Genomic DNA, 18926 nt, shown 5'->3' with positions numbered 1-18926 from the left:
GACCACGACGCAGCGCTACCTGCACCCGGACCGGGCCGCGGTGTCGGCCGCCGGAGACTCGCTGACGGCCTTCCTGCGGGCCCCGCGGTCCCCACATGGTCCCCAGGAGGCTGCGGGATGACCATCACGATGATCGACACCCGGACAGCGAAACAGCCCGCCGACCTGGTGGTTTCCCAGATCAACGGGCTGTTGTTCGGCCTGTCGGGACGACAGGATTTGAACCTGCGACCCCTTGACCCCCAGTCAAGTGCGCTACCAAGCTGCGCCACGTCCCGGCCACCCCTCGCGGAGCACCCGAAGACTACCGCACCCCACGTCCCGGAATGCCGGGGGTCTCCTCCCCCGGATCCACGCTCCGCACCAGCGCGACGGCCTCCAGCTGAGCCCCCACGCCGAGCTTCGCCAGCACCGCCCGCACCTGCGTCCGCACGGTCGGCAGGGACACCACGAAGTGCTCGGCGATGGCCTGGGCCCGCATCCCGGAGGCGAGCAGGTCCAGTACCTCCCGTTCCCGGCGGGTGAGAGTGGCGAGCTTGGTCCGCACGGCGCGCTGCCGGCGCTCCCATTCGAGGTAGCCGCGGACGAGCTCCTCCCGCCGGGCCGGTGCCAGCAGCGAGCGGCCGGCGCGGGCCTCGCGGATCGCCGCGAGCAGCGTCGTCATCGGCGCGGACTTCGACACCCAGGTGAAGCCGCCGTGGTGCAGGGCCGCCCCGATGCGCAGCGGATTGGAGCTGCCGGAGAGCACCAGGATCCGCCATCCGGCGGCGCGGAGCGTGGGGATCATCGGGATGGTCTCGATCCGCCGCCCGTTCTCGTCCACGCCCAGATCGAGATCGAGGACCAGCAGTCCCGGCTCGACGCCGTCCACCGCCTCGTACAGGTCCGCCACCGAGTGGGCGGGCCGGAAGCGGGCCCGCTCGCCGTCCCGGCGCAGCGCCTCCGCCAGTGACGCCCCCACGAGCTCGTGATCGTCGACAATCAGCACGGCACCGGTGTTCGGCGGCGGCGGGCCCGCCGATGACGATGACACCCGCCCGTCCCTCACGCGGGCGGGTGTCATGTCAGGGATCCCAGCGTGAGGAGTCCCCGTCCGATGAGCGCGGTGCGTCGGTCGAGCGCGTCGATCTCGCGCTCGTACTCGGTCGGCCGCGACCGCTGCTCCCACAGTTCCAGCGCCTGCCGCCACGCGACCTCGCGGGCGAGCACCACCGGCACGTCGGCGACCGCGCCGAGGAGCTGTTCGGCGACCGTCCCGTCGAACGCGTCGCCCAGCCAGCCCTCGAAGTGCTCGATCAGCTTGTTCATGTGCAGCGCGAACACGTCGTTGACGGCCCGGTAGTCGGCCCGTTCGGCCGGTCCCAGCGCCGTCCGGCCGAGCACCGTGCAGGTCCGGACGACGGCCGGGGCCAGATCGAAGTTGACGTGTGCGTTCACCCCGACGACGGCGTACTCCATCGGGTCGATCCGCGGGTGCGACCGGCGCTCCAGCAGTACCCCCCAGGCGCGCGGCGGCTGCGATCCGGTCGCCTCGGCGAGCAACGCGGTGAAGTAGCGGCGGGCGAACTCGACGTCGAGCCGGACCAGGAAGTCCCGGTCGGAGAAGTGGTCGCCGTCGAGCTGGTGCCGGATCCCGCGGGTGATGTGCAGGTAAAGGTGGTTGAAACAGGCGAGGCCGTCGCGCTGCCCGTAGTCCTGCTCCAGGATCTCCTGCAGCTGCTCGAGATGGGCGACGACGCCGTCGATGTCCTCGGGGGTGGTGGCGAGCAGTGCGGCGATCCGCGCCCGCCCACCCGGTGGGCCGGCGTCGCGTCCACCCGACGGCGTCTCGATCAACGTGGTCACCCGGGCCTCCTGGGCGTGTCGGCGTGCGCCCAAGCCTCGCCCGGCCACCCCTGCCGGGCCATCGGGTGAATGCCCTACCGCTACCGGGAGGCATGCCCTATTCCGTCACACCGCGTTCGGGGACGTGCCGGCGCAGCACCCCGGCGGCCTGCGTCCGGTTGGTGACGCCGAGCTTGGCGAAGATCCGGGCGAGATGGGCACCGACGGTCTTCGGGGCGATGAACAGGGCCGCCGCGATCTCCTTGTTCGTCGCGCCGTCCGCGAGCACCTCGAGCACCTCGAGCTCGCGGTCGGTGAGCAGGGTCAGCGGGTTGTCCGGCGCCGGTCCGGCCTGCGGCGCCCGGTCCCTGGCCGGTTGGGCCATGATCACCGGGAGCTCCGGGACCGGCACCCGCGCGCGGCGGGCGATGTCGGCGATCTCGGCGAGCAGCGGGGCGGCCCGCAGCTCCCGCGCGCCGGTCGCCGCGCGACCGAGCTCGTCGGCACCGGCGCCGGCCCGCCGCGCGCCGAGCAGCGCCTCCCCGCTGCGCAGCCGGGCGTACGCCGTCGGGTAGGGCTGGCCCAGCCGTTCCAGCAGGTCGGCCACCCCGGCCCAGGTCCCGGCGTCGGCCCCGGGGGTGACCCGGGAGTCCTCGGCGGTGCACATCGCCTCGAACGTCGCCAGGACCGCGCGCAGCGCCGGCACAGACCGGTCGCCCCGGGAGACCAGCTCCCCGCGGTGCCTGCGCAGCCTGCGCAGGCCGCTCGGGTCCGGCGCCCGGCCGGCGAGCACCGCCTCGGCGTGCGCGCGGGCGCCGTGCCAGAGCAGCGGGGCGTACGCCCAGACGTCGTCGATCCCGGACTCGACCACGTCGAGCCCCGCCCCGACGTGGTCGCGGGCGATCTCCGGGCGGCCCCGCCACATCTCCAGCCCGGCCCGCAGGATCAGCAGCGGCAGTCGCAGCTTCGGCAGTCCCGCCGAACCGGCGACGAGCTCGACCGCGGCCAGGTCCTCCTCGGAGCCGTCCAGGTCGCCGCGGCCCATCCGCAGCCGCGCCCTGGCCAGCCGCACCTCGACGGCCTGGGCGCCGGCCGGTGCCGCCGCCCAGGCCAGCGTCACCTGCCGCTCGGCCTCGTCCCAGGTGCCGCGGCGGAACATCCCGTTCGCGGCCATCGCCCGCAGCGACACCGCTGCCGTCCGGCCCAGTCCCAGCTCGGCCATCCGCTCGGCACCGGCCAGTGCCTCGGCGACGCCGTCGTCGAGCGCGTTGAGCGGGCCGGACAGCAGCTCGGCCCGCTGCTGCAGGCACTCCCCCAGCGTCACCGGGTCGCCGGAGGCCTCGGCGATCCCGACCGCCTCGGACAGCGCCTCGAGCCCGGCGCCGCCGTCCCGGGTGAACGCCGCGCCGAACCCGAGCACCGCCAGCACCGACGCCAGCGCCCGCGGCTCACCGACCCGGCGGGCCGGGACGAGCGCCTGCTGCGCCACCCGGCGCGCGGCGGAGAAGTCGGCCCGGGTCAGCAGCGCGGTGGCGTACCCGGCCAGCACCTCGGCGCGGGCGGCGTCGGTGGGCGCCCCGCCGCCGGGATCGTCGGGCAGTGCGGCGACCGCCCGGCGGGCCGCCTCCTCCGCCTCGGCGGCCTGCCCCGCCGACATCAGATAGCGGGCCAGCCGGGAGCGCAGCACGGCCTCGTCCATCCCGGTCGGCGCCTGCGGGCCCGCCAACCGCTCGGCGAGCAGCGCGACCGCCGACTCGTGGTCCCCGGCGAGCTCGGCAGCGGCCGCCGCCCGCTCCAGGAAGCCGCCGCGGGCCGCGGCGGAGCCGGCCACCGGCAGGGTCGCCGCTCGCAGCCAGTGCCGGTGCGCCTCGGCGTAGCCGCGCAGCCGTTCGGCCTCCTCGGCCGCCGCCAGGGTGGCGGCGAGCGCCTGCGCCGGATGCCCCGCCCGCTGCCAGTGGTGCGCGAGCCGGGCCGCGACCCCGGGGCCCTCGTGGCCGGCGAGCGCCCGCGCGTACCGCTCGTGCAGCTCGACCCGCTCGGCCGGGAGCAGGTCCCCGGCGACGACCTCAGTCATCAGGCCGTGCCGCAGCGCGTAGCCGTCGTTGCCCGCGGCGACGACGAACCCGGCGTCGACCGCCTCTCGCACCGCGACCGCCAGCTCCGCCCCGGACCGGTCGAGGACGGCGGCGAGCAGCGGGTGCTCGACGTCGCCGACCCCGGCCGCCACCGCGCGGACCACGTCCCGGGCGCCCGCGGACAGCCCTGCCGCCCCGGCGCGGACGAGCTCGCGCACCGTCTGCGGGACCCCGCGCGGGTCGCCGTCGAGCACCGCCCGGACGGTCTGCTCGGCCAGGAAGACGTTGCCGGTGGAGTGCGCCCAGACCATCGGCTCCAGGTCCGGGCGGTCCGGCAGCCACATCCCGAGCAGCTCGGCGAGCGCCGCCCGGGGCAGCGGCCGCACCTGGCGGAAGGTGACCGCCCGGTGCCTGCGCAGCTCGGTGACCAGTGGCAGCAGCGTGGCCGGGGTGCCGCCGGCCGGATCGTCGCGGTAGGTCCCGACCAGCAGCACCCGCTCGGTCGCGAGCCCGGCGAGCAGGTAGGCGAACAGGTCGCGGGTCGAGCGGTCCGCCCAGTGCAGGTCGTCGACGACGAGCACCACCGGCGAGTCCCGGGCGGCCCGCCCGACCAGCGCGCACAACTCGCCGAGCATTTCCACCCGGCCGGCCGCCGACGCCCCATCGGTGCCGTCCAGGTCGCCCAGCGCGGCGGCGAACGTCCGCGCCGCCTCCCCGGTGCCGGTGCGGGCGTGCTCGCGCAGCGCCGACACCACCGGCCAGAACGACGGCGCGTCGGCGATGTCGAGCGCCCGGCCGGTCAGCACGACGGTCCCGTCGGCGACCGCCCACCGGCCGAACTCGGTGACCAGGCGGGTCTTGCCGACCCCGGCGTCGCCACCGAGCAGCACCGCGGACGCACCGTTGACGGTGGTATCGCGCAAAGCTGAGCGCAGCAGGTCCAGCTCGGCGGTGCGACCGTGGAAGGGGCGCCCCGCCGGTGTGTCTCTCACCGGACACAGGCTAGTGACGGCGTTATCACCGATCCAGGGAGAAGGACCCTTCCGCCAGGACCCGCCGGGCGGTCAGGATGCTCAGCCAGGCGTAGACCCGCGCGGCGGGCTCGCAGCCGCAGCCGTCCCACGGGTGCATCATGTCCGCGTACCAGGACGCCTCGGTGCACGCGTCGCCGACCAGCGCGTCGCCGCCGTGTCGGGCGAGGGCGAGCACGCAGGCGGCCCGCAGCCGCCAGACCCACCACCGCTCGAACGCCGTCACGACTGCGCACTCGCCGGACACGACGTGTCGGTTACGCCTGCCCCGGTACGGGATCGGCGAGATCGAGGACCACCTTGCCGACCGCCGCACCGGACCGCAGGTGCTCCAGCGCGGCCGGCGCCTCACCGAACGGAACGACCCGGTCGACGGTGGCACGGACCCGGCCGTCGGCGACCAGGTCGAGCACCGGTGTCAGCGCGGCGGCGACCGCGGCGCGCTCGTCGGCGGTCCGCACGCTGAAGGTCGTCCCGATCAGCCGGAGCCGCCGGAACGACAGCGTGTTCAGGTCCAGCGTGGCGGCCGGGCCGGCGAGCCGGCCGATCTGGATCGCGGTCCCGCCGATCCGGATCCCGCCGAGCGCAGCGGCGAGCTGGTCGCCACCGACCAGATCGAGGACGACGTCCACTCCGGCGCCATCGGTCGCGGCGAGCAGCCCGTCCGCGAGCCCGGCCGGCCCGACCAGCGGATCGGCCCCGGCCGCCGCGATCGCCGCCCGCTTCGCCTCCGAGGTGGTCGTCGCGAGCACCGGATCGGCGCCGAGCGCGCGCGCCAACCGGATCGCGACCTGCCCGACGCCGGTCGTCCCGCCGAGCACCAGCACCGCACCGGCGGTGCCGAAACCGGCCTGGGTGACCAGCGCGTCGTGCACCGTCTCCAGCGCCACCGGCAGCGCGGCGGAGTCGGTCCAGGACAGCCCGGCCGGGACCGGCAGCGCGCGCCGGGCGTCGACGACGGCGTAGTCGGCGAACGCCGCGGGCGCGCTGCAGAACACCCGGTCGCCCAGGCTCCGGCCGGCCGTCCCCGGCCCGGCCGCGACGACCTCCCCGGCGAGCTCCATCCCGGCGACGAACACGCCGTCCGGCCCGGCGTGCGGGACCGGGTAGCCGCCGCCGAGCGCGAGCAGGTCGGCCCGGTTCAGGCCGGCCGCCCGCACCCGCACCAGCAGCTCGCCGGCGCCGGGCTCGGGCACGGTGCGCTCACCGAGCTCCCAGGACCGGGCCCCGGGACGGCCGCCGAGCAGCGCGCGCATCGTCACTTCTTCCGCGGGCGCTTCTCACGCACCCGGACCGACAGCCGGATCGGGGTGCCGCCGAACCCGAACTCCTCGCGCAGCTTCCGCTCGACGAACCGGCGATAGCCCGCCTCCAGGAAGCCTGAGGTGAACAGCACGAACGTCGGCGGCCGGGTCTGCGCCTGGGTGGCGAACATGATCTTCGGCTGTTTGCCGCCGCGGACCGGCGGCGGGGTGGCCGCGACCAGGTCGTTGAGCCACTGGTTGAGCCGCCCGGTGGGCACCCGGGTGTCCCACGAGGCCAGCGCGCGGCGCATCGCGGGGGTGATCCGCTGGGTGGCGCGGCCGGTCAGCGCGGAGACGTTGACCCGCTCCGCCCAGCGGACGCTGATCAGGTCCCGCTCCAGCTCCCGGGTCAGCTGCTCGCGGCGGTCCTCGTCGACGAGGTCCCACTTGTTGAACAGGATGACCAGCGCCCGGCCCGCCTCGGCGACCATCGTCAGCACCCGCTGGTCCTGCTCGGCGATCGGCTCGGAGGCATCGATCAGCACGAGCGCGACCTCGGCGGACTCGATCGCGGAGCTGGTGCGCAGCGACGCGTAGTACTCCATCCCGGAGGCCATCTTAACCCGCTTGCGCAGCCCTGCGGTGTCGACGAAGCGGAACACCTCGCCGTCCAGCTCGACCAGCGAGTCGACCGGGTCGACCGTGGTGCCCGCCACGTCGTGGACCACCGACCGGATCTCCCCGGACAGCTTGTTGAGCAGGCTCGACTTGCCGACGTTCGGCTTGCCGACCAGCGCGACCCGGCGCGGCCCGGCCCCGGAGGCGCCGAAGTCGTCGCGCGGGGTCTCCGGCAGCACCTCGAGCACCGCGTCGAGCAGGTCACCGGAGCCGCGGCCGTGCAGGCCGGACACCGGGTGCGGCTCGCCGAGTCCGAGCCGCCACAGCTCGGCGGTGTCGGAGGTGAGCCGGTCGTCGTCGACCTTGGTGGCGGCCAGCAGGACGGGCACGTCCGCGCGGCGCAGCACCCGGGCGACGGCCTGGTCGGTGGCGGTCGCCCCGACCGAGGCGTCCACCACGAGCAGCACGGCGTCGGCCGTGCGCATCGCGGTCTCCGCCTGCTGGGCGACGAACGCCTGCAGTCCGGCGGCGTCCGGCTCCCAGCCGCCGGTGTCCATCAGCTTGAACCGGCGGCCGTTCCACAACGCGTCGTAGACGACGCGGTCGCGGGTCACCCCCGGCACGTCCTGCACGACCGCCTCGCGGCGGCCCAGCAGCCGGTTGACCAGCGTGGACTTGCCGACGTTGGGCCGCCCGACCACCGCCAGGGTGGGGGTGGCGAGCACCTCGTCCGGGTCGATCCCGGCCGCGACGTGCCCTTCCTCGTCGACGGCGACGAACTCGGCGGGATCGAGTCCCAGCCGGTCCATCTCCACCCGGTCGGCGTCCCCGACGATGTCGGCGCCGCTCCTGTTGTCACTCACCTGTCACTCACGTCCCGGCCGGTTCGATCCGGCCTCATCGCTGTCTCCGTTGCACGGCCCGTCGCGGCCGAGCTCGCGGACCAGGGCCCGCAGTGCCTCCGCGACGTCCTCGGTCGCCGCCGCCAACCCGTCCCGCCCGGGGATGGACGGGGCAGCGAGTGCCGGACCGACCAGCACGTCGACCGTGGGCCGGAACCTGCGCCCCGATCCGTCCGGCCGCCGTGTCCCGCGCACCGCCACCGGCAGTACCGGCGCGGACGCCGCCCTGGCCAGCCACGCCGCCCCCTGCCGGGCCGCGGCGACCTCGCCGGTGCCGCGGGTGCCCTCGGGGAACACCGCGACCACGCCACCGCCGCGCAGCACGTCCAGCGCGGCGGTCAGCGGCCGCCGGTCGGCCACCTCCCGGCGGACCGGGATCTGGCCCAGCGCCGGCAGCAGCAGCCGCAGCGGCCCGCGGAACATCTCCTGCTTCACCAGGAACACCACCCGGCGCCCGAACATGCCGAACAGCAGCGGACCGTCGACGAACGCGCTGTGGTTCGCGACGATGACCACCGGACCCTCGGCGGGGATCCGGTCCCGGTGCCGCACCCGGATCCGGTAGAACGGCGCGAAGATCCAGGTACCGAGCCATCGTGCCAGGTCGTGCAACCAGCCGACGCTCCCGGGGGTCAGCCCGGACGGCCCGGCACCTGGGCGGATCACCCGCCCAGCCCCCGTTCCGCGACCAGCTCCCGCAGCCGGGCCAGCACGGCGTCCGCGGAGAGCAGGTCGGTGTCGAGCACGAGCGCGTCGGCCGCCGCGTACAGCGGCGACACCCGGCGGGACGAGTCCAGCCGGTCCCGCCGCTCGACGTCGGCGAGGGTGCGGTGCAGGTCGGACTCCCGGCCCGCCCGCGCGTCCTGCCGGCCGCGCCGCGCCGCGCGGACCTCCGGCGACGCCGTCAGGTACACCTTCAGCGGCGCCTCCGGCACCACCACGGTACCGATGTCGCGACCCTCGACGACGATGCCGCCCCCGTCGTCCACCGCCGCCCGGATCAGCGCATGCTGCCGGGCGACCAGCTCGGTGCGGACCTCGGGCACCGCGGAGACCGCCGACACCAGCGCGGTCACCTCGGGGCCGCGGATCTCGGCGGACACGTCGGCGCCGTCCAGGGTGATGGTCGGTGCCGACGGGTCGGTGCCCGACTCGATCGACGCCGCCGTCGCGACCCGGGCCAGCTCCGCGGCCGGGGCGTCATCGCCGAGCCCGGCGCGCAGCACGGCCAGGGTCGCCGCCCGGTACATCGCACCGGTGTCCAGGTAGGCGGCCGAGCAGGCCTGCGCCAGCCGCCGGGAGACGGTCGACTTGCCCGTCCCGGACGGACCGTCCATCGCGACGACGCCCCGCAAGGCCACCTGTCCCCCACCCTGTCGTACCTGTGATCCCGTGCCCGTTGATCCGTAGGGCATTCTCGCCGGTCCGGTACGGCACGTCCGGGGCGGGGTGTCCTACTGGGGCAGGTCGGTCCGCAGCGCCCGCGCCCCGTGCAGGTAGACGTGCCGCATCTCGGAGCGCGCCTTCGGGGTCTCCACGTGGGCGAGCAGCCGCAGCACCCGCGGTAGCGCGCCCGGGACCGACATCTCGGTGGCACACATCAGCGGCACGTCGGTCAGCCCGAGCAGCCGGGCGGCGTAGGCCGGGAACTCCGCGGTCAGGTCCGGGGTCGCGGTGAACCAGATCGAGATGATGTCCGCCGCGACCAGCTCGTTGCGCTCCAGGACGGCGCTCACCAGCTCGGCGGAGCGGTCCAGGATCTGCTCCCGCTCGTCGGCGTCGACCTGGGTGGCTCCGCGCAGCGCGCGCACCGCCACCGCTACAGCCCCACGGCCTTGTAGAGCGAGCCGATCTCCACCCGGTCCAGCGGGCGCAGCTTGCCCGGCTTCTGGTTGCCGAGCCGGACCTCCCCGACGGCGGTGCGCACCAGCCGCTGCACCGGGTGCCCGACCTCGGTGAGCATCCGCCGCACGATGTGCTTGCGCCCCTCGTGCAGGACGAGCTCCACGGTCGCCCGGCCGGGCAGCGAGTCGACCAGCTTGAACGAGTCGACGCGGGCGAGCCCGTCGTCCAGCTCGATCCCGTCCCGCAGCCGCCGGCCCAGGTCCCGCGCGATCCGGCCCTCCACCTCGGCCAGGTAGGTCTTGGGCACCTCGTAGGACGGGTGCATCAGCCGGTGGCCGAGCTCGCCGTCGTTGGTGAGCAGCAGCAGGCCCTCGGTCTCGGCGTCCAGCCGTCCGACGTGGAACAGCCGCTGCGCCTCGTTCATCAGCTCGACCCGGTCGGCGAGCAGATCGCCGATGCAGGGCCGGCCCAGGTCGTCGGACATCGTCGAGTGCAGGCCGCGCGGCTTGTTCAGCGCCAGGTACACCTGGTCGTCGCGCAGCGTGACCCGGGCGCCGTCGACGTGCAGCACGGCGGTCTCGGGGTCGATCCGGCGCCCCATCTCGCGGACGGTCACGCCGTCGACCTGCACGCGCCCCTGCGCGATCAGCTCCTCCGCGGCCCGCCGGGAGGCGACACCCGCACGGGCCAGCACCTTCTGCAGCCGGACTCCGTCGGGGTCGTGTGTGTTGCTCATGTCCTCTAGCTTTCCAGGTCGTCGATCGCGTCGATGTCGGGCAGCAGCGGCGCCAGCGGCGGCAGCTCCTGCACCGACGAGAGCCCGAGCCGTTCCAGGAACACTTCGGTGGTCCGGAACAGTGTCCCTCCGGTGTGCTCCTCGGTCCCCGCCTCCTCCACCAGCCCGCGGGTGAGCAGGGTCCGCAGCACGCCGTCGCAGTTCACCCCACGGACCGCGGCGACCCGCGCCCGGGTCACCGGCTGCCGGTAGGCGACGACGGCGAGGGTCTCCAGCGCGGCCCGGGTGAGCCGGGCACGCTGGCCGTCGAGCAATAGCTTCTCGACGTACGGGGCGTACCGGTCGCGGGTGTAGAACCGCCAGCCGCCGCCCACCCGGCGCAGGTCGATGCCGCGGGCGTCGGCGGTGTAGGTACGCGACATCCGGTCGAGGGTCTGCCGGATCCGCACCGGGGTCTGGCCGAGCGTCGTGGCCAGCGACTCCTCGTCCACCGGGGTGTCGACGACCAGCAGCAGCGCCTCGAGGGCCTTCTCCAGCTCGGCGTCGTCGGTGGGTTCGGTGAGTGCCGGGGCGTCGGCGGCCAGGTCCTTGGCTGCGGAGTCGTCGGCTGCGGAGTCGTCGGCTGTCGGGTCGTCGGATGGGCGGTCAGTGGCCGGGGCCGGCTCCGCCCCCGGGGCCCGGGTGCGCGCCGGCTCGTCGTCGTCCCGGACGTCGGCCCGGTTCTCGTCCGGCCCGGCCGCAGTCCGCTCCGTGCCGGCGTGCGGGCTCCGCGGCACCGTCCGGCCGATCAGGCGCATCAGCTCGGACGGGTCCTCCGGGTCGGCGGATCCCGGCCGGTCGTCCGGCTCAGCCACCGGCCGTCCCGGTCCCCTCGCCATCGGGCACCGAGCCCTCCCGCGGTCCGGGGTCGCGCTCCGGACCTCCGGCGCCGATCTCCGGTTCCGGCGCGGCGGGCGTCCCGGCATCCGCATCAGTGCCCGGCGCGTCATCCGCCCCGGCCCCGGTCGCCTCATCCGACCCAGCGTCCGGCGCGTCGCTCGGCCCGGCGTCCAGCGCATCGACCGACACAGCATCGTCCGACACAGCGTCGAGCGCATCGTCCGGCACAGCGTCCACGGCGTCGTCGGCGCGGTTCTTCTTGCGGCGCCGCTTGTTCCTGGCCCGCACCGCCTCCTCCGCCGCGGCCCGCTCGTCCTCCAGCGCGGCCGCGTACGCGACCGGGTCGTCGGCGCGGTCGGCGGTCCAGGTGACGGTGAGATCGGCGAACGGCTCCGGCTGCTCCAACGCGACCGAGCGTTCCCGGTACAGCTCCAGCAGGCCCATGAACCGGGCGATGACCTCCAGTGTGCCGACGCAGTCGGCGGTCAGCTCGGCGAAGGTGGCCGTCCCAGCGACGGCGAGCCGCTCGCGCAGCAGCTGGGTGTGCTCGGCGACCGACACGTGCACCGCGTGCAGGTGGTCGACGCCCACCTCCTGCGGGGGGCGCGGCCGGAACACCGCGGCGGCGAGCTCGGCGAACGCGTCGGCGTCCACCCCGAGCAGCACCTCGGGCAGCAGCTCGGCGTACCGGTCCTCCAGCGACACCGAGCGCGGGAACCGGCGCAGCGCGCCGTTCTCCAGCTCGACGAACAGCTGCGCGGCCTGCTTGTAGGCCCGGTACTGCAGCAGCCGGGCGAACAGCAGGTCGCGCGCCTCGAGCAGGGCGAGGTCCTCGTCGTCCTCGACCTCGGCGCCGGGCACCAGGCGGGCCGCCTTCAGGTCGAGCAGGGTCGCCGCGACGACCAGGAACTCGGTGGTCTCGTCGAGGTCGGCGTCGTCGCCGAGATCGGCCAGGTGCGCGATGAAGTCGTCGGTGACCTTGTGCAGCGCCATCTCGGTGACGTCGAGCTCGTGCTTGCCGATCAGCTGCAGCAGCAGGTCGAACGGGCCCTCGAAGTTCGTCAGGCGCACGGTGAAGCGCCGGGACCGCGGGGCGGCGACGTCGCCGTCGTCCAGGTTCTCCGGGACGGGCCCACCCGGACCGTCGGCCAGCAGCGTCACCGGGCGATGACCTCCCGGGCCAGCATCCGGTAGGACGCCGCCGCGGACGACGTGGGCGCCCAGACCGTGATCGGCTCGCCGGCGACCGTCGTCTCCGGGAACTTGATCGTCCGGTTGATGACGGCGTCGAACACCTTCTCGCCGAACGCCTCGACGACCCGGTCGTGCACCTCCTTGGTGTGCAGCGTCCGGGTATCGAACATGGTCGCCAGTACGCCGAGCAGCCGCAGGTCCGGGTTGAGCCGGTCGGTGACCTTGTCGATCGTGTCCATCAGCAGCGCGACCCCGCGCAGCGAGAAGAACTCGCAGGCCAGCGGGATCAGCACCTCGTCGGCGCAGGACAGCGCGTTGATCGTGAGCAGGCCGAGCGAGGGCTGGCAGTCGATGAGGACGACGTCGTAGTCGGGCAGGAACCGCTTCAGCGACCGGCCGAGCGCCTGCTCGCGGCCGACCTCGGTGACCAGCTGCACCTCGGCGGCGGACAGGTCGATGTTCGACGGCAGCAGGTCCATGTTCTCGACGCCGGTGTCCTGCAGCACCTCGTCGGCCTCGACGTCGCGCTCCATCAGCAGGTTGTAGACGGTCGACTCGAGCTGGTGCGGCTGCACGCCGAGCCCCACCGACAGCGCACCCTGCGGGTCGAAGTCGACGAGCAGCACCTTGCGGCCGTACTCGGCGAGCGCCGCCCCGAGGTTGATGGTGGACGTCGTCTTGCCGACGCCGCCCTTCTGGTTCGCCACGGCGATCACCCGGGCGGGGCCGTGCACGGTCAGCGGCGCCGGTTCCGGCGCGCGGCTGCTGGTGCTGGGGATGCCTCGCCCCGGGGTCGGCGACGACTCGTCGGCCGAGTCGTCGAGCCGGTCCTGGGGTTCCGGCCGCGTGGGGTTCATGCGGTCTCCGGTCTCGTCGTGGGGTGCGTACCGGGTCCCGGGACAGCTGCACCGATCCCGACCCGCACTGTAGGAACCGCCCCCACGTGCGGCAACGCGCCTCGCCGTGCACCTCGCGAACTGATGTCGCAACCTTACCCGCGCCCGGTGACGGTTCCCCGCCGCCCGGGCCCGGCGTGTCGCGGTGCAGCTCAGCCCGGTGTGACCGACACGCTCCCGGCCGTGCTGCGCGCGATCACGCGGTGATCGGCGCCGGGCTGGTCGGGCACTTCGACGGTGCTGCTCCCGGCGGTCGTCTCGGCGGTGACCCAGTAGGCGGGACCGATCGGCAACCGGACGTCCACCTGCCCGGCCGTCGACTCCGCGGTCACCTCCGGGGCCGCCTCGGCGAACCGCAGGTCGACCCCGCCCGCACTGGACGACGCGGTGACCGAACCCGGCCCGAGGCCGGTGCCGGTGACCTCGCCCGCGCTGGTGCGGACGTCCTGCTCGCCGGTCAGGCCGGAGATCTCGATGCCGCCGGCGGAGAGCTCCACCCGCGACGACGCCTCGGCCGGCACGGTGACGACCAGCCCGGCCTGGCATCGCTCGCCGCCGGAGTTCGGGCAGCGGGCGCTGATCCGCAGGACGTCGCCGTCCAGCCGGTGCTCGACCTGCGGCCGCGCGTCCCCGGTCCAGCGCAGGTCCTGCTCGACCGACGACTCCGCACCGGCGACCAGCCGCACCGGACCCGCGTCCGAGTCGATCTCGACCCGGGCCACGGCCCCGTCGATCCGGTCATCGACGTTCTCCTGCTGCTCGGGTCCACCGCTCCCGCACCCGGCCAGCACCAGGGACGCCACGGCCCCGACGACCCACGCTCCGTATCGCATCGATCCCGGAACGTAGTCCGTCCGATCCCGGCCCCCACCGCCGGGTCCGGTGATCACGGATCGGGAACCGGAACGGTCGGCCACCGGTCGTCCCGGTTCCCGATCCGTGATCAGCCCGCGAGGCGCAGCGCGTGCCGGATCTGCGCGACGATCCGGCCGGGCGCGGTGTCCAGGTCGTGCCAGGTCACCCGCAGCACCGTCCAGCCGGCGCCCGCGAGCTCGTTGCCCTTGCGGCGGTCGTTGCGGAACCGGACGACGTCGCTGTGCCAGGCCCAGCCGTCGAACTCGACACCGAGCCGGGCCGCCGGGAACGCGAGATCGAGCTCGTAGGGGCCGACCCGGTGGCCGAGCACCCACCCGTCGATGCCGGCGGAGCGGAGCAGCCGGACCAGCCGGCGTTCCGCATCGGACCCGGCCCGGTCGGCGGCGGCGACGAGCAGCTCCCGGGCCCGGCGGGCGCCGGTGGCCCCGGCCATCCGGCACCAGGCCCCGTGCAGCGCGTCGAACGTGACCCACCGTTGCAGGGCCCGGTCGACCATCGCCGATCCGTCGTCGAGCACGACCGCGGCCTCCAGCACCGTCAGCGGGCGGCCGGTGATCCCGAGACCGTGGCGCAGCACCCGGTCGGCGGGATCGAGGTCACGCCGCCGCACCCGGACCCCGGGCCTCGCCCTCCGGCGTCTGCCCCGGGGCACCGTGACGTCGACGACCGCGGGCACCACGTCGAGCATCCCCCACCACCACGCCGCCGCGGGCCCGGACACCACACCCCCGGACCACAGCCCCGCCGAGCGGATCCGGGCCCGCGGCCCGTACCGGTGCCCGCGATCGTGGAACACGCCGGGGAACGGCGCCGACCACCGCCCGGCCGCGATCCGCCGCCGGGCGGCCCGGGGCGGGATGCCGCAGGCTTCCGCCTGGGCGGCGGTGAGCACGCCGTCCTGTTCCCGCAGCACCCGAGCCGGATCCATCCGCCGACCCTGCCCGCCGTGGCCGCGGCCCGGCCCGGATCGGCCACCACCGTTCGCCCCCGCGAACCCGGGTGATCACGGATCGGGCACCGGAACGGTCGGCCACCGGACGTCCCGGTTCCCGATCGGTGATCAGCCGCGGGCGCGCGGATGCGCCGTGGCGTAGACCTCGCGCAGCGTGTCCACGGTGACGTGGGTGTAGACCTGGGTCGTCGCCACCGACGAGTGCCCCAGCAGCTCCTGCACCACGCGCACGTCCGCCCCGCCGGAGAGCAGGTGCGTCGCGAAGCAGTGCCGCAGGGTGTGCGGGGACACCGACGCCACCACCGCCGGCTCCAGCCCGGACGCCTCGGCGGCCGCGCGCAGCACGTGCCACGCGCTCTGCCGGGACAGCCGGGCGCCGCGGGCGTTCAGCAGCAGCGCCGGGGTCCCGCCGCCGCGGGTGGCGAGCACCGGGCGGGCGCGCACCCGGTAGGCGTCGACGGCGGCCAGCGCGGGCCGCCCGACCGGCACGATCCGCTGCTTGTTCCCCTTGCCGTGCAACAGAATCGTCCGCGCCTCGGGATCCAGGTCGTCGAGATCGGCGCCGACGATCTCGGAGATCCGGGCGCCGGTCGAGTACAGCAGCTCCAGCAGCGCACGGTCCCGCAATCCGGTCGGGCCGTCGGCGACGCAGCCGGCCAGGAGCTGGTCGACCTGGTCCACCGAGAGCGCCTTCGGCAGCCGGGACGGCAACGACGGCGGCGCCACCGCGGCGGCGACGTCGGCCGGCACGATCCCCTCCCGGACCGCGAACCGGTGCAGCCCGCGCACCGCGGCCAGCGCCCGTGCGGTCGACGACGCGGCGAGCGGCCGCTCCCCGGTGCGCAGCGCCGCCACGAACGCCGAGACGTCGGCCTCCCGCACCGCGGCGAGATCGTCGCGCCCCGACGACGCCAGGTGCTCGGTGTAGCGGTCCAGGTCGAGCCGGTACGAGCGCAGCGTGTTCTGCGCCCGCCCACGCTCGACGGCGAGATGGCCGAGGTAGTCCTCGACGACCCGCTCCGGGGACGGCACCGCCGGCTCAGCCCGTCAGTGCCGGGACGACCTCGCGCTCGAACAGCTCGATCCCGGACCGGTCGTAGGCGGCCTCCGGGAAGTAGCAGATCGCGTAGCTCATCCCCTTGTCCTGCAACGCCGAGAGCTTCTCGACGATCTGCTCGGGGGTGCCGCAGCCGGGCATCCCGCGGAACGCACCGAGCGCGCCCTGCGCCTTCTCCGCCCCGACGAGCGGCTCCAGCCGGGCGACGAGCTGCTGCAGCCGGTCCTCGACCTCGTCCTCGGTGTGCCCGATCGCGATGTTGTAGTTCGCCGACCGGACGATCGCGTCGAAGTCGGTGCCCAGCTCGCGGCAGTGCCCGGCGAGCACCTCGGACTTGTGCGCGAAGCCCTCCGGGGTGCCGTCGAAGTTGGTGTACTGCGCGTACTGCGCGGCGATCTTCAGGGTGACCTTCTCGCCGCCGCCGGCGATCCAGAGCGGGATGCCGCCGTCCTGCAGCGGCTTCGGGGCGACGATCGCGTCGTCGACCTGGTAGTGCTTGCCGTCCAGGGTGGCCCGGCCCTCCCGCCACGCCTGCGCGAAGATCTGCACGCCCTCGTCGAGCATCCCGAGCCGCACGCCCGGGCGCGGGAAGCCGTAGCCGTAGGCCCGCCACTCGTGCTCGTACCAGCCGCCGCCGATGCCCATCTCGACCCGGCCCTTGGAGATGACGTCGCAGGTCGCCGCGACCTTCGCCAGGTAGGCGGGGTTGCGGTAGGCCATGCAGGTGCACATCTGGCCGAGCCGCACCCGCTCGGTGCTCGCGGCGAACGCGGCCATCAGGCTCCACGCCTCGTGACAGGCCTCGTCGGTCGGCGCGGGGACGGTGTGGAAGTGGTCGTAGACCCACACCGACTCCCACACGTCGCCGCGGTCGGCGTACTCGGCGAGGCCACGCATGACGTCCCACTGGGCGTTGGTGTCGATACCGACGAGATCGAGTCGCCAGCCCTGGGGCACGAAGAGTCCGAAGCGCATGCACCGAGCCTAGGACCGTCCCGCCGACGGCGGCATGTCGCCCGGGCCCGCCCGGATATACCGTCGCCACCATGAGCACCGGGGACCTCGGCCACGCCGAGCAGGAGGACGCGGTGCGGGCACTGTCCCTGCACTTCACCGGTGGCCGCCTGGAGGTCGGCGCGTTCGACGAGCGGGTCCGGCTGGCGCGCGCGGCGGGCTCGTGGGCCGAGCTGGCGGCGCTGTTCACCGACCTGCCCGAGCCGCATCCGGGCTTCCCGCCGGGGGTGCGTCCGGAGGCAGGCGGGGCGACCGCGGCACCCCCCTCAGGCGGCAGGTCCGCCGGATCGGCCGGTACGACGGCGGCGTACCCGGCGGGCGGCACGACGGGACCCGGACCGGACCACCGCTCCGCACCGCCGTGGCCACCGGCCCACGGCGCCCGGCAACCGGCCTTCCCCGGGTTCGCGCCCGGGCACGAGTCCACCCCCGCCTGGTACGACGGGTACCCGAACGCCTATCCACCGCATCCCGGCCCGCCCGTCTACGGCGCCTACGCCGGCTACGACGCGGCGGCCCCGTTCGGCCGGGAGCCGTACTCGGGGCGCCCGTACTCGGACCGGCAGCGGATCGTCGGCGGCCTGCTGCAGCTGTTCCTGCCGTTCGGCGTCGGCCGGTTCTACACCGGGCACACCGGGCTGGCGGTGGCACAGCTGCTGGTCACGCTGTTCACCTTCGGGTTCGGGGCGATCTGGTCGTTCGTCGACGGGATCGTGATCCTGGCCGGCAGCCCGACCGACCCGGCGGGCCGGCCGCTGCGCCCCTGACCGGCCACCGTCCCTGATCAGTCACCGTGCCTGGTCAGTCACCGTCGCGGCGGCGGGCGAAGCGCTCCGGCCGGTCCACCCACTCGGTCCCGACCGGCCGCGGCTCGGCGGCCCCGGCCAGCACGGCGCCGGCGGCGAGCAGCCCGGCGCAGGTCACCGCGTTGACGATCTCGCCGGCGAACACCATCGCGACGGCCTCGTCGATCGGGATCCAGCGCAGCTCCAGATCGGCCTCCTCGTCGTCGCCCAGCACCGGCCGCGGCTGCTCGGTGAGCCCGCGGGCCAGGAAGATCCGGACCGACTCGTCGGAGAAGCCCGGGGACGGGACGACGTCGAGCAGCACCGCCCAGTCGGCCGCGGACAGCCCCGCCTCCTCGGTCAGCTCGCGACCGGCGGTGACGACCGGGTCCTCCCCGGCGACGTCCAGCAGCCCGGCCGGCAGCTCCCAGAGCCTGCGCCGCACCGCGTGCCGGTACTGGTGCAGCATCCGGACCCGCCGGTCGTCGTCGACCGCCAGGACGGCGACCGCGCCGGGATGTTCCAGGATCTCCCGGGTGGCGACCCGCCCGCCGGGCATGACCACCCGGTCCGAGCGCAGCGCCATCACCCGGCCCGAGTAGATGTCGGTGGCCGAGCGGACCGGGAAGTCGTGCTCGCCGGGGCGGGTCACGATCCGGCGACCGGGGACGTGGGGCCGGGGGCCGGCCAGCGCCTGATCTTCACCCCACGGGACACTACTGCTCCCCCGCGGTCCCGCCGCGCAGGAGCATTCGCCCGTACGGGTCACGAATCGGTCTCGGTGACCGCGCGGCCTTGACTCTGGACGAACCCGACACAAAGGATCCTCGGCATGAGCCGGACCATCCTCCTGACGCGTCGTCGTCATGTGGACATGGCCCGTGTCTCCTCGCAGGGTTGTCGACCCCGCCGCTGATCCCCCTCCGCGGGCCGAGTCCGGTCCCGCGTGAGCGCGATCCTCCGCGCGCCGTCCGGCGCGCTCCCTCCCGCCCGCGCAC

The 18926-nt window shown here is 74.9% G+C and carries 18 protein-coding genes, 1 tRNA gene and 1 pseudogene; 1 reads left to right on the top strand and 19 read right to left on the bottom strand.

Translation table 11 applies throughout. The features are described 5' to 3' along the window. Positions 1-204: 204 nt before the first annotated feature. The 18 genes and pseudogenes from ABZ881_RS28740 to ABZ881_RS28655 form a co-directional block, all read right to left on the bottom strand. Positions 205-278 (bottom strand) — tRNA-Pro (locus ABZ881_RS28740). A gap of 26 nt (positions 279-304) precedes the next feature. Further along, a complete protein-coding gene (locus tag ABZ881_RS28735) occupies positions 305-988 on the bottom strand; it encodes a response regulator transcription factor (protein ID WP_358488816.1) in 684 nt (227 codons plus the stop codon). Between the two features lie 71 nt (positions 989-1059). After that, entirely contained in the window at positions 1060-1845 is a 786-nt protein-coding gene (locus ABZ881_RS28730; protein ID WP_344027255.1) for a DUF5995 family protein, read from the bottom strand. A 97-nt stretch (positions 1846-1942) separates the two neighbouring features. Continuing rightward, entirely contained in the window at positions 1943-4891 is a 2949-nt protein-coding gene (locus ABZ881_RS28725; RefSeq protein ID WP_358488815.1) for an AAA family ATPase, read from the bottom strand. 25 nt (positions 4892-4916) lie between these two features. After that, positions 4917-5156 (bottom strand): hypothetical protein, encoded by a 240-nt coding sequence (locus tag ABZ881_RS28720; protein WP_344027259.1) that lies wholly within the window; start codon positions 5154-5156, stop codon positions 4917-4919. 31 nt (positions 5157-5187) lie between these two features. Continuing rightward, complete coding sequence (locus ABZ881_RS28715; protein WP_358488814.1) at positions 5188-6186, bottom strand: zinc-binding dehydrogenase; 999 nt, start codon at positions 6184-6186, stop codon at positions 5188-5190. 2 nt (positions 6187-6188) lie between these two features. Further along, entirely contained in the window at positions 6189-7517 is a 1329-nt protein-coding gene (der, locus tag ABZ881_RS28710; protein WP_358488833.1) for a ribosome biogenesis GTPase Der, read from the bottom strand. A 141-nt stretch (positions 7518-7658) separates the two neighbouring features. Continuing rightward, a complete protein-coding gene (locus tag ABZ881_RS28705) occupies positions 7659-8360 on the bottom strand; it encodes a lysophospholipid acyltransferase family protein (protein WP_358488812.1) in 702 nt (233 codons plus the stop codon). Continuing rightward, a complete protein-coding gene (gene cmk, locus ABZ881_RS28700; RefSeq protein WP_358488831.1) occupies positions 8357-9031 on the bottom strand; it encodes a (d)CMP kinase in 675 nt (224 codons plus the stop codon). The genes ABZ881_RS28705 and cmk overlap by 4 nt, the downstream gene beginning before the upstream one ends. A 117-nt stretch (positions 9032-9148) precedes the next feature. Further along, positions 9149-9505 carry a chorismate mutase gene (aroH, locus tag ABZ881_RS28695; protein ID WP_358488811.1) on the bottom strand — a complete coding sequence of 119 codons (357 nt, stop codon included), beginning with the start codon at positions 9503-9505 and terminating at the stop codon, positions 9149-9151. A gap of 8 nt (positions 9506-9513) precedes the next feature. Beyond that, the gene (locus ABZ881_RS28690; protein ID WP_344027267.1) at positions 9514-10275 is read right to left on the bottom strand and encodes a pseudouridine synthase; all 762 of its coding nucleotides are present in this window, start codon (positions 10273-10275) and stop codon (positions 9514-9516) included. Positions 10276-10280: 5 nt separating this feature from the next. Continuing rightward, positions 10281-11129, bottom strand: a complete 849-nt coding sequence (gene scpB, locus ABZ881_RS28685) for an SMC-Scp complex subunit ScpB (protein WP_358488810.1) — start codon at positions 11127-11129, stop codon at positions 10281-10283. A gap of 385 nt (positions 11130-11514) precedes the next feature. Then, a pseudogene (locus ABZ881_RS28680) lies at positions 11515-12270 on the bottom strand (segregation/condensation protein A); the annotation flags it as partial. Between the two features lie 41 nt (positions 12271-12311). Continuing rightward, positions 12312-13205 (bottom strand): ParA family protein, encoded by an 894-nt coding sequence (locus ABZ881_RS28675; RefSeq protein ID WP_344027269.1) that lies wholly within the window; start codon positions 13203-13205, stop codon positions 12312-12314. Positions 13206-13396: 191 nt separating this feature from the next. After that, positions 13397-14077: a hypothetical protein gene (locus tag ABZ881_RS28670; protein WP_358488808.1), complete on the bottom strand. Its 681-nt coding sequence runs from the start codon at positions 14075-14077 to the stop codon at positions 13397-13399. Between the two features lie 110 nt (positions 14078-14187). After that, positions 14188-15048, bottom strand: coding sequence for a DUF559 domain-containing protein (locus tag ABZ881_RS28665; protein WP_358488807.1), 861 nt, complete (start codon positions 15046-15048; stop codon positions 14188-14190). A gap of 132 nt (positions 15049-15180) precedes the next feature. Beyond that, on the bottom strand, positions 15181-16104 hold the full coding sequence (locus tag ABZ881_RS28660) for a site-specific tyrosine recombinase XerD (RefSeq protein WP_358488805.1): 924 nt from the start codon (positions 16102-16104) through the stop codon (positions 15181-15183). 7 nt (positions 16105-16111) lie between these two features. Further along, entirely contained in the window at positions 16112-17104 is a 993-nt protein-coding gene (locus tag ABZ881_RS28655; RefSeq protein WP_358488804.1) for an LLM class F420-dependent oxidoreductase, read from the bottom strand. Between the two features lie 71 nt (positions 17105-17175). Here ABZ881_RS28655 and ABZ881_RS28650 point away from each other — a divergent pair, with 71 nt between their 5' ends. After that, positions 17176-17910, top strand: a complete 735-nt coding sequence (locus tag ABZ881_RS28650) for a DUF1707 domain-containing protein (RefSeq protein ID WP_358488803.1) — start codon at positions 17176-17178, stop codon at positions 17908-17910. A gap of 34 nt (positions 17911-17944) precedes the next feature. Here ABZ881_RS28650 and ABZ881_RS28645 read toward each other — a convergent pair whose 3' ends face one another. Then, a complete protein-coding gene (locus ABZ881_RS28645) occupies positions 17945-18580 on the bottom strand; it encodes an NUDIX hydrolase (RefSeq protein WP_358488801.1) in 636 nt (211 codons plus the stop codon). Positions 18581-18926: the final 346 nt, after the last annotated feature.

The sequence above is a fragment of the Pseudonocardia sp. NPDC046786 genome (genome assembly GCF_040645415.1).
GTDB lineage: Bacteria > Actinomycetota > Actinomycetes > Mycobacteriales > Pseudonocardiaceae > Pseudonocardia > Pseudonocardia kongjuensis.
Note: the sequence above shows the minus strand (reverse complement) of the source record. Positions and strands in the feature narration are given on the sequence as shown.

Bases quoted from the DNA above. Each gene is read 5' to 3' on its own strand.
- ABZ881_RS28675 (WP_344027269.1), bottom strand. From the start codon at position 13,205: ATGAACCCCACGCGGCCGGAACCCCAGGACCGGCTCGACGACTCGGCC.
- ABZ881_RS28715 (WP_358488814.1), bottom strand. From the start codon at position 6,186: ATGCGCGCGCTGCTCGGCGGCCGTCCCGGGGCCCGGTCCTGGGAGCTC.
- ABZ881_RS28650 (WP_358488803.1), top strand. From the start codon at position 17,176: ATGAGCACCGGGGACCTCGGCCACGCCGAGCAGGAGGACGCGGTGCGG.
- ABZ881_RS28670 (WP_358488808.1), bottom strand. From the start codon at position 14,077: ATGCGATACGGAGCGTGGGTCGTCGGGGCCGTGGCGTCCCTGGTGCTG.
- ABZ881_RS28690 (WP_344027267.1), bottom strand. From the start codon at position 10,275: ATGAGCAACACACACGACCCCGACGGAGTCCGGCTGCAGAAGGTGCTG.
- cmk (WP_358488831.1), bottom strand. From the start codon at position 9,031: ATGGACGGTCCGTCCGGGACGGGCAAGTCGACCGTCTCCCGGCGGCTG.
- ABZ881_RS28655 (WP_358488804.1), bottom strand. From the start codon at position 17,104: ATGCGCTTCGGACTCTTCGTGCCCCAGGGCTGGCGACTCGATCTCGTC.
- ABZ881_RS28665 (WP_358488807.1), bottom strand. From the start codon at position 15,048: ATGGATCCGGCTCGGGTGCTGCGGGAACAGGACGGCGTGCTCACCGCC.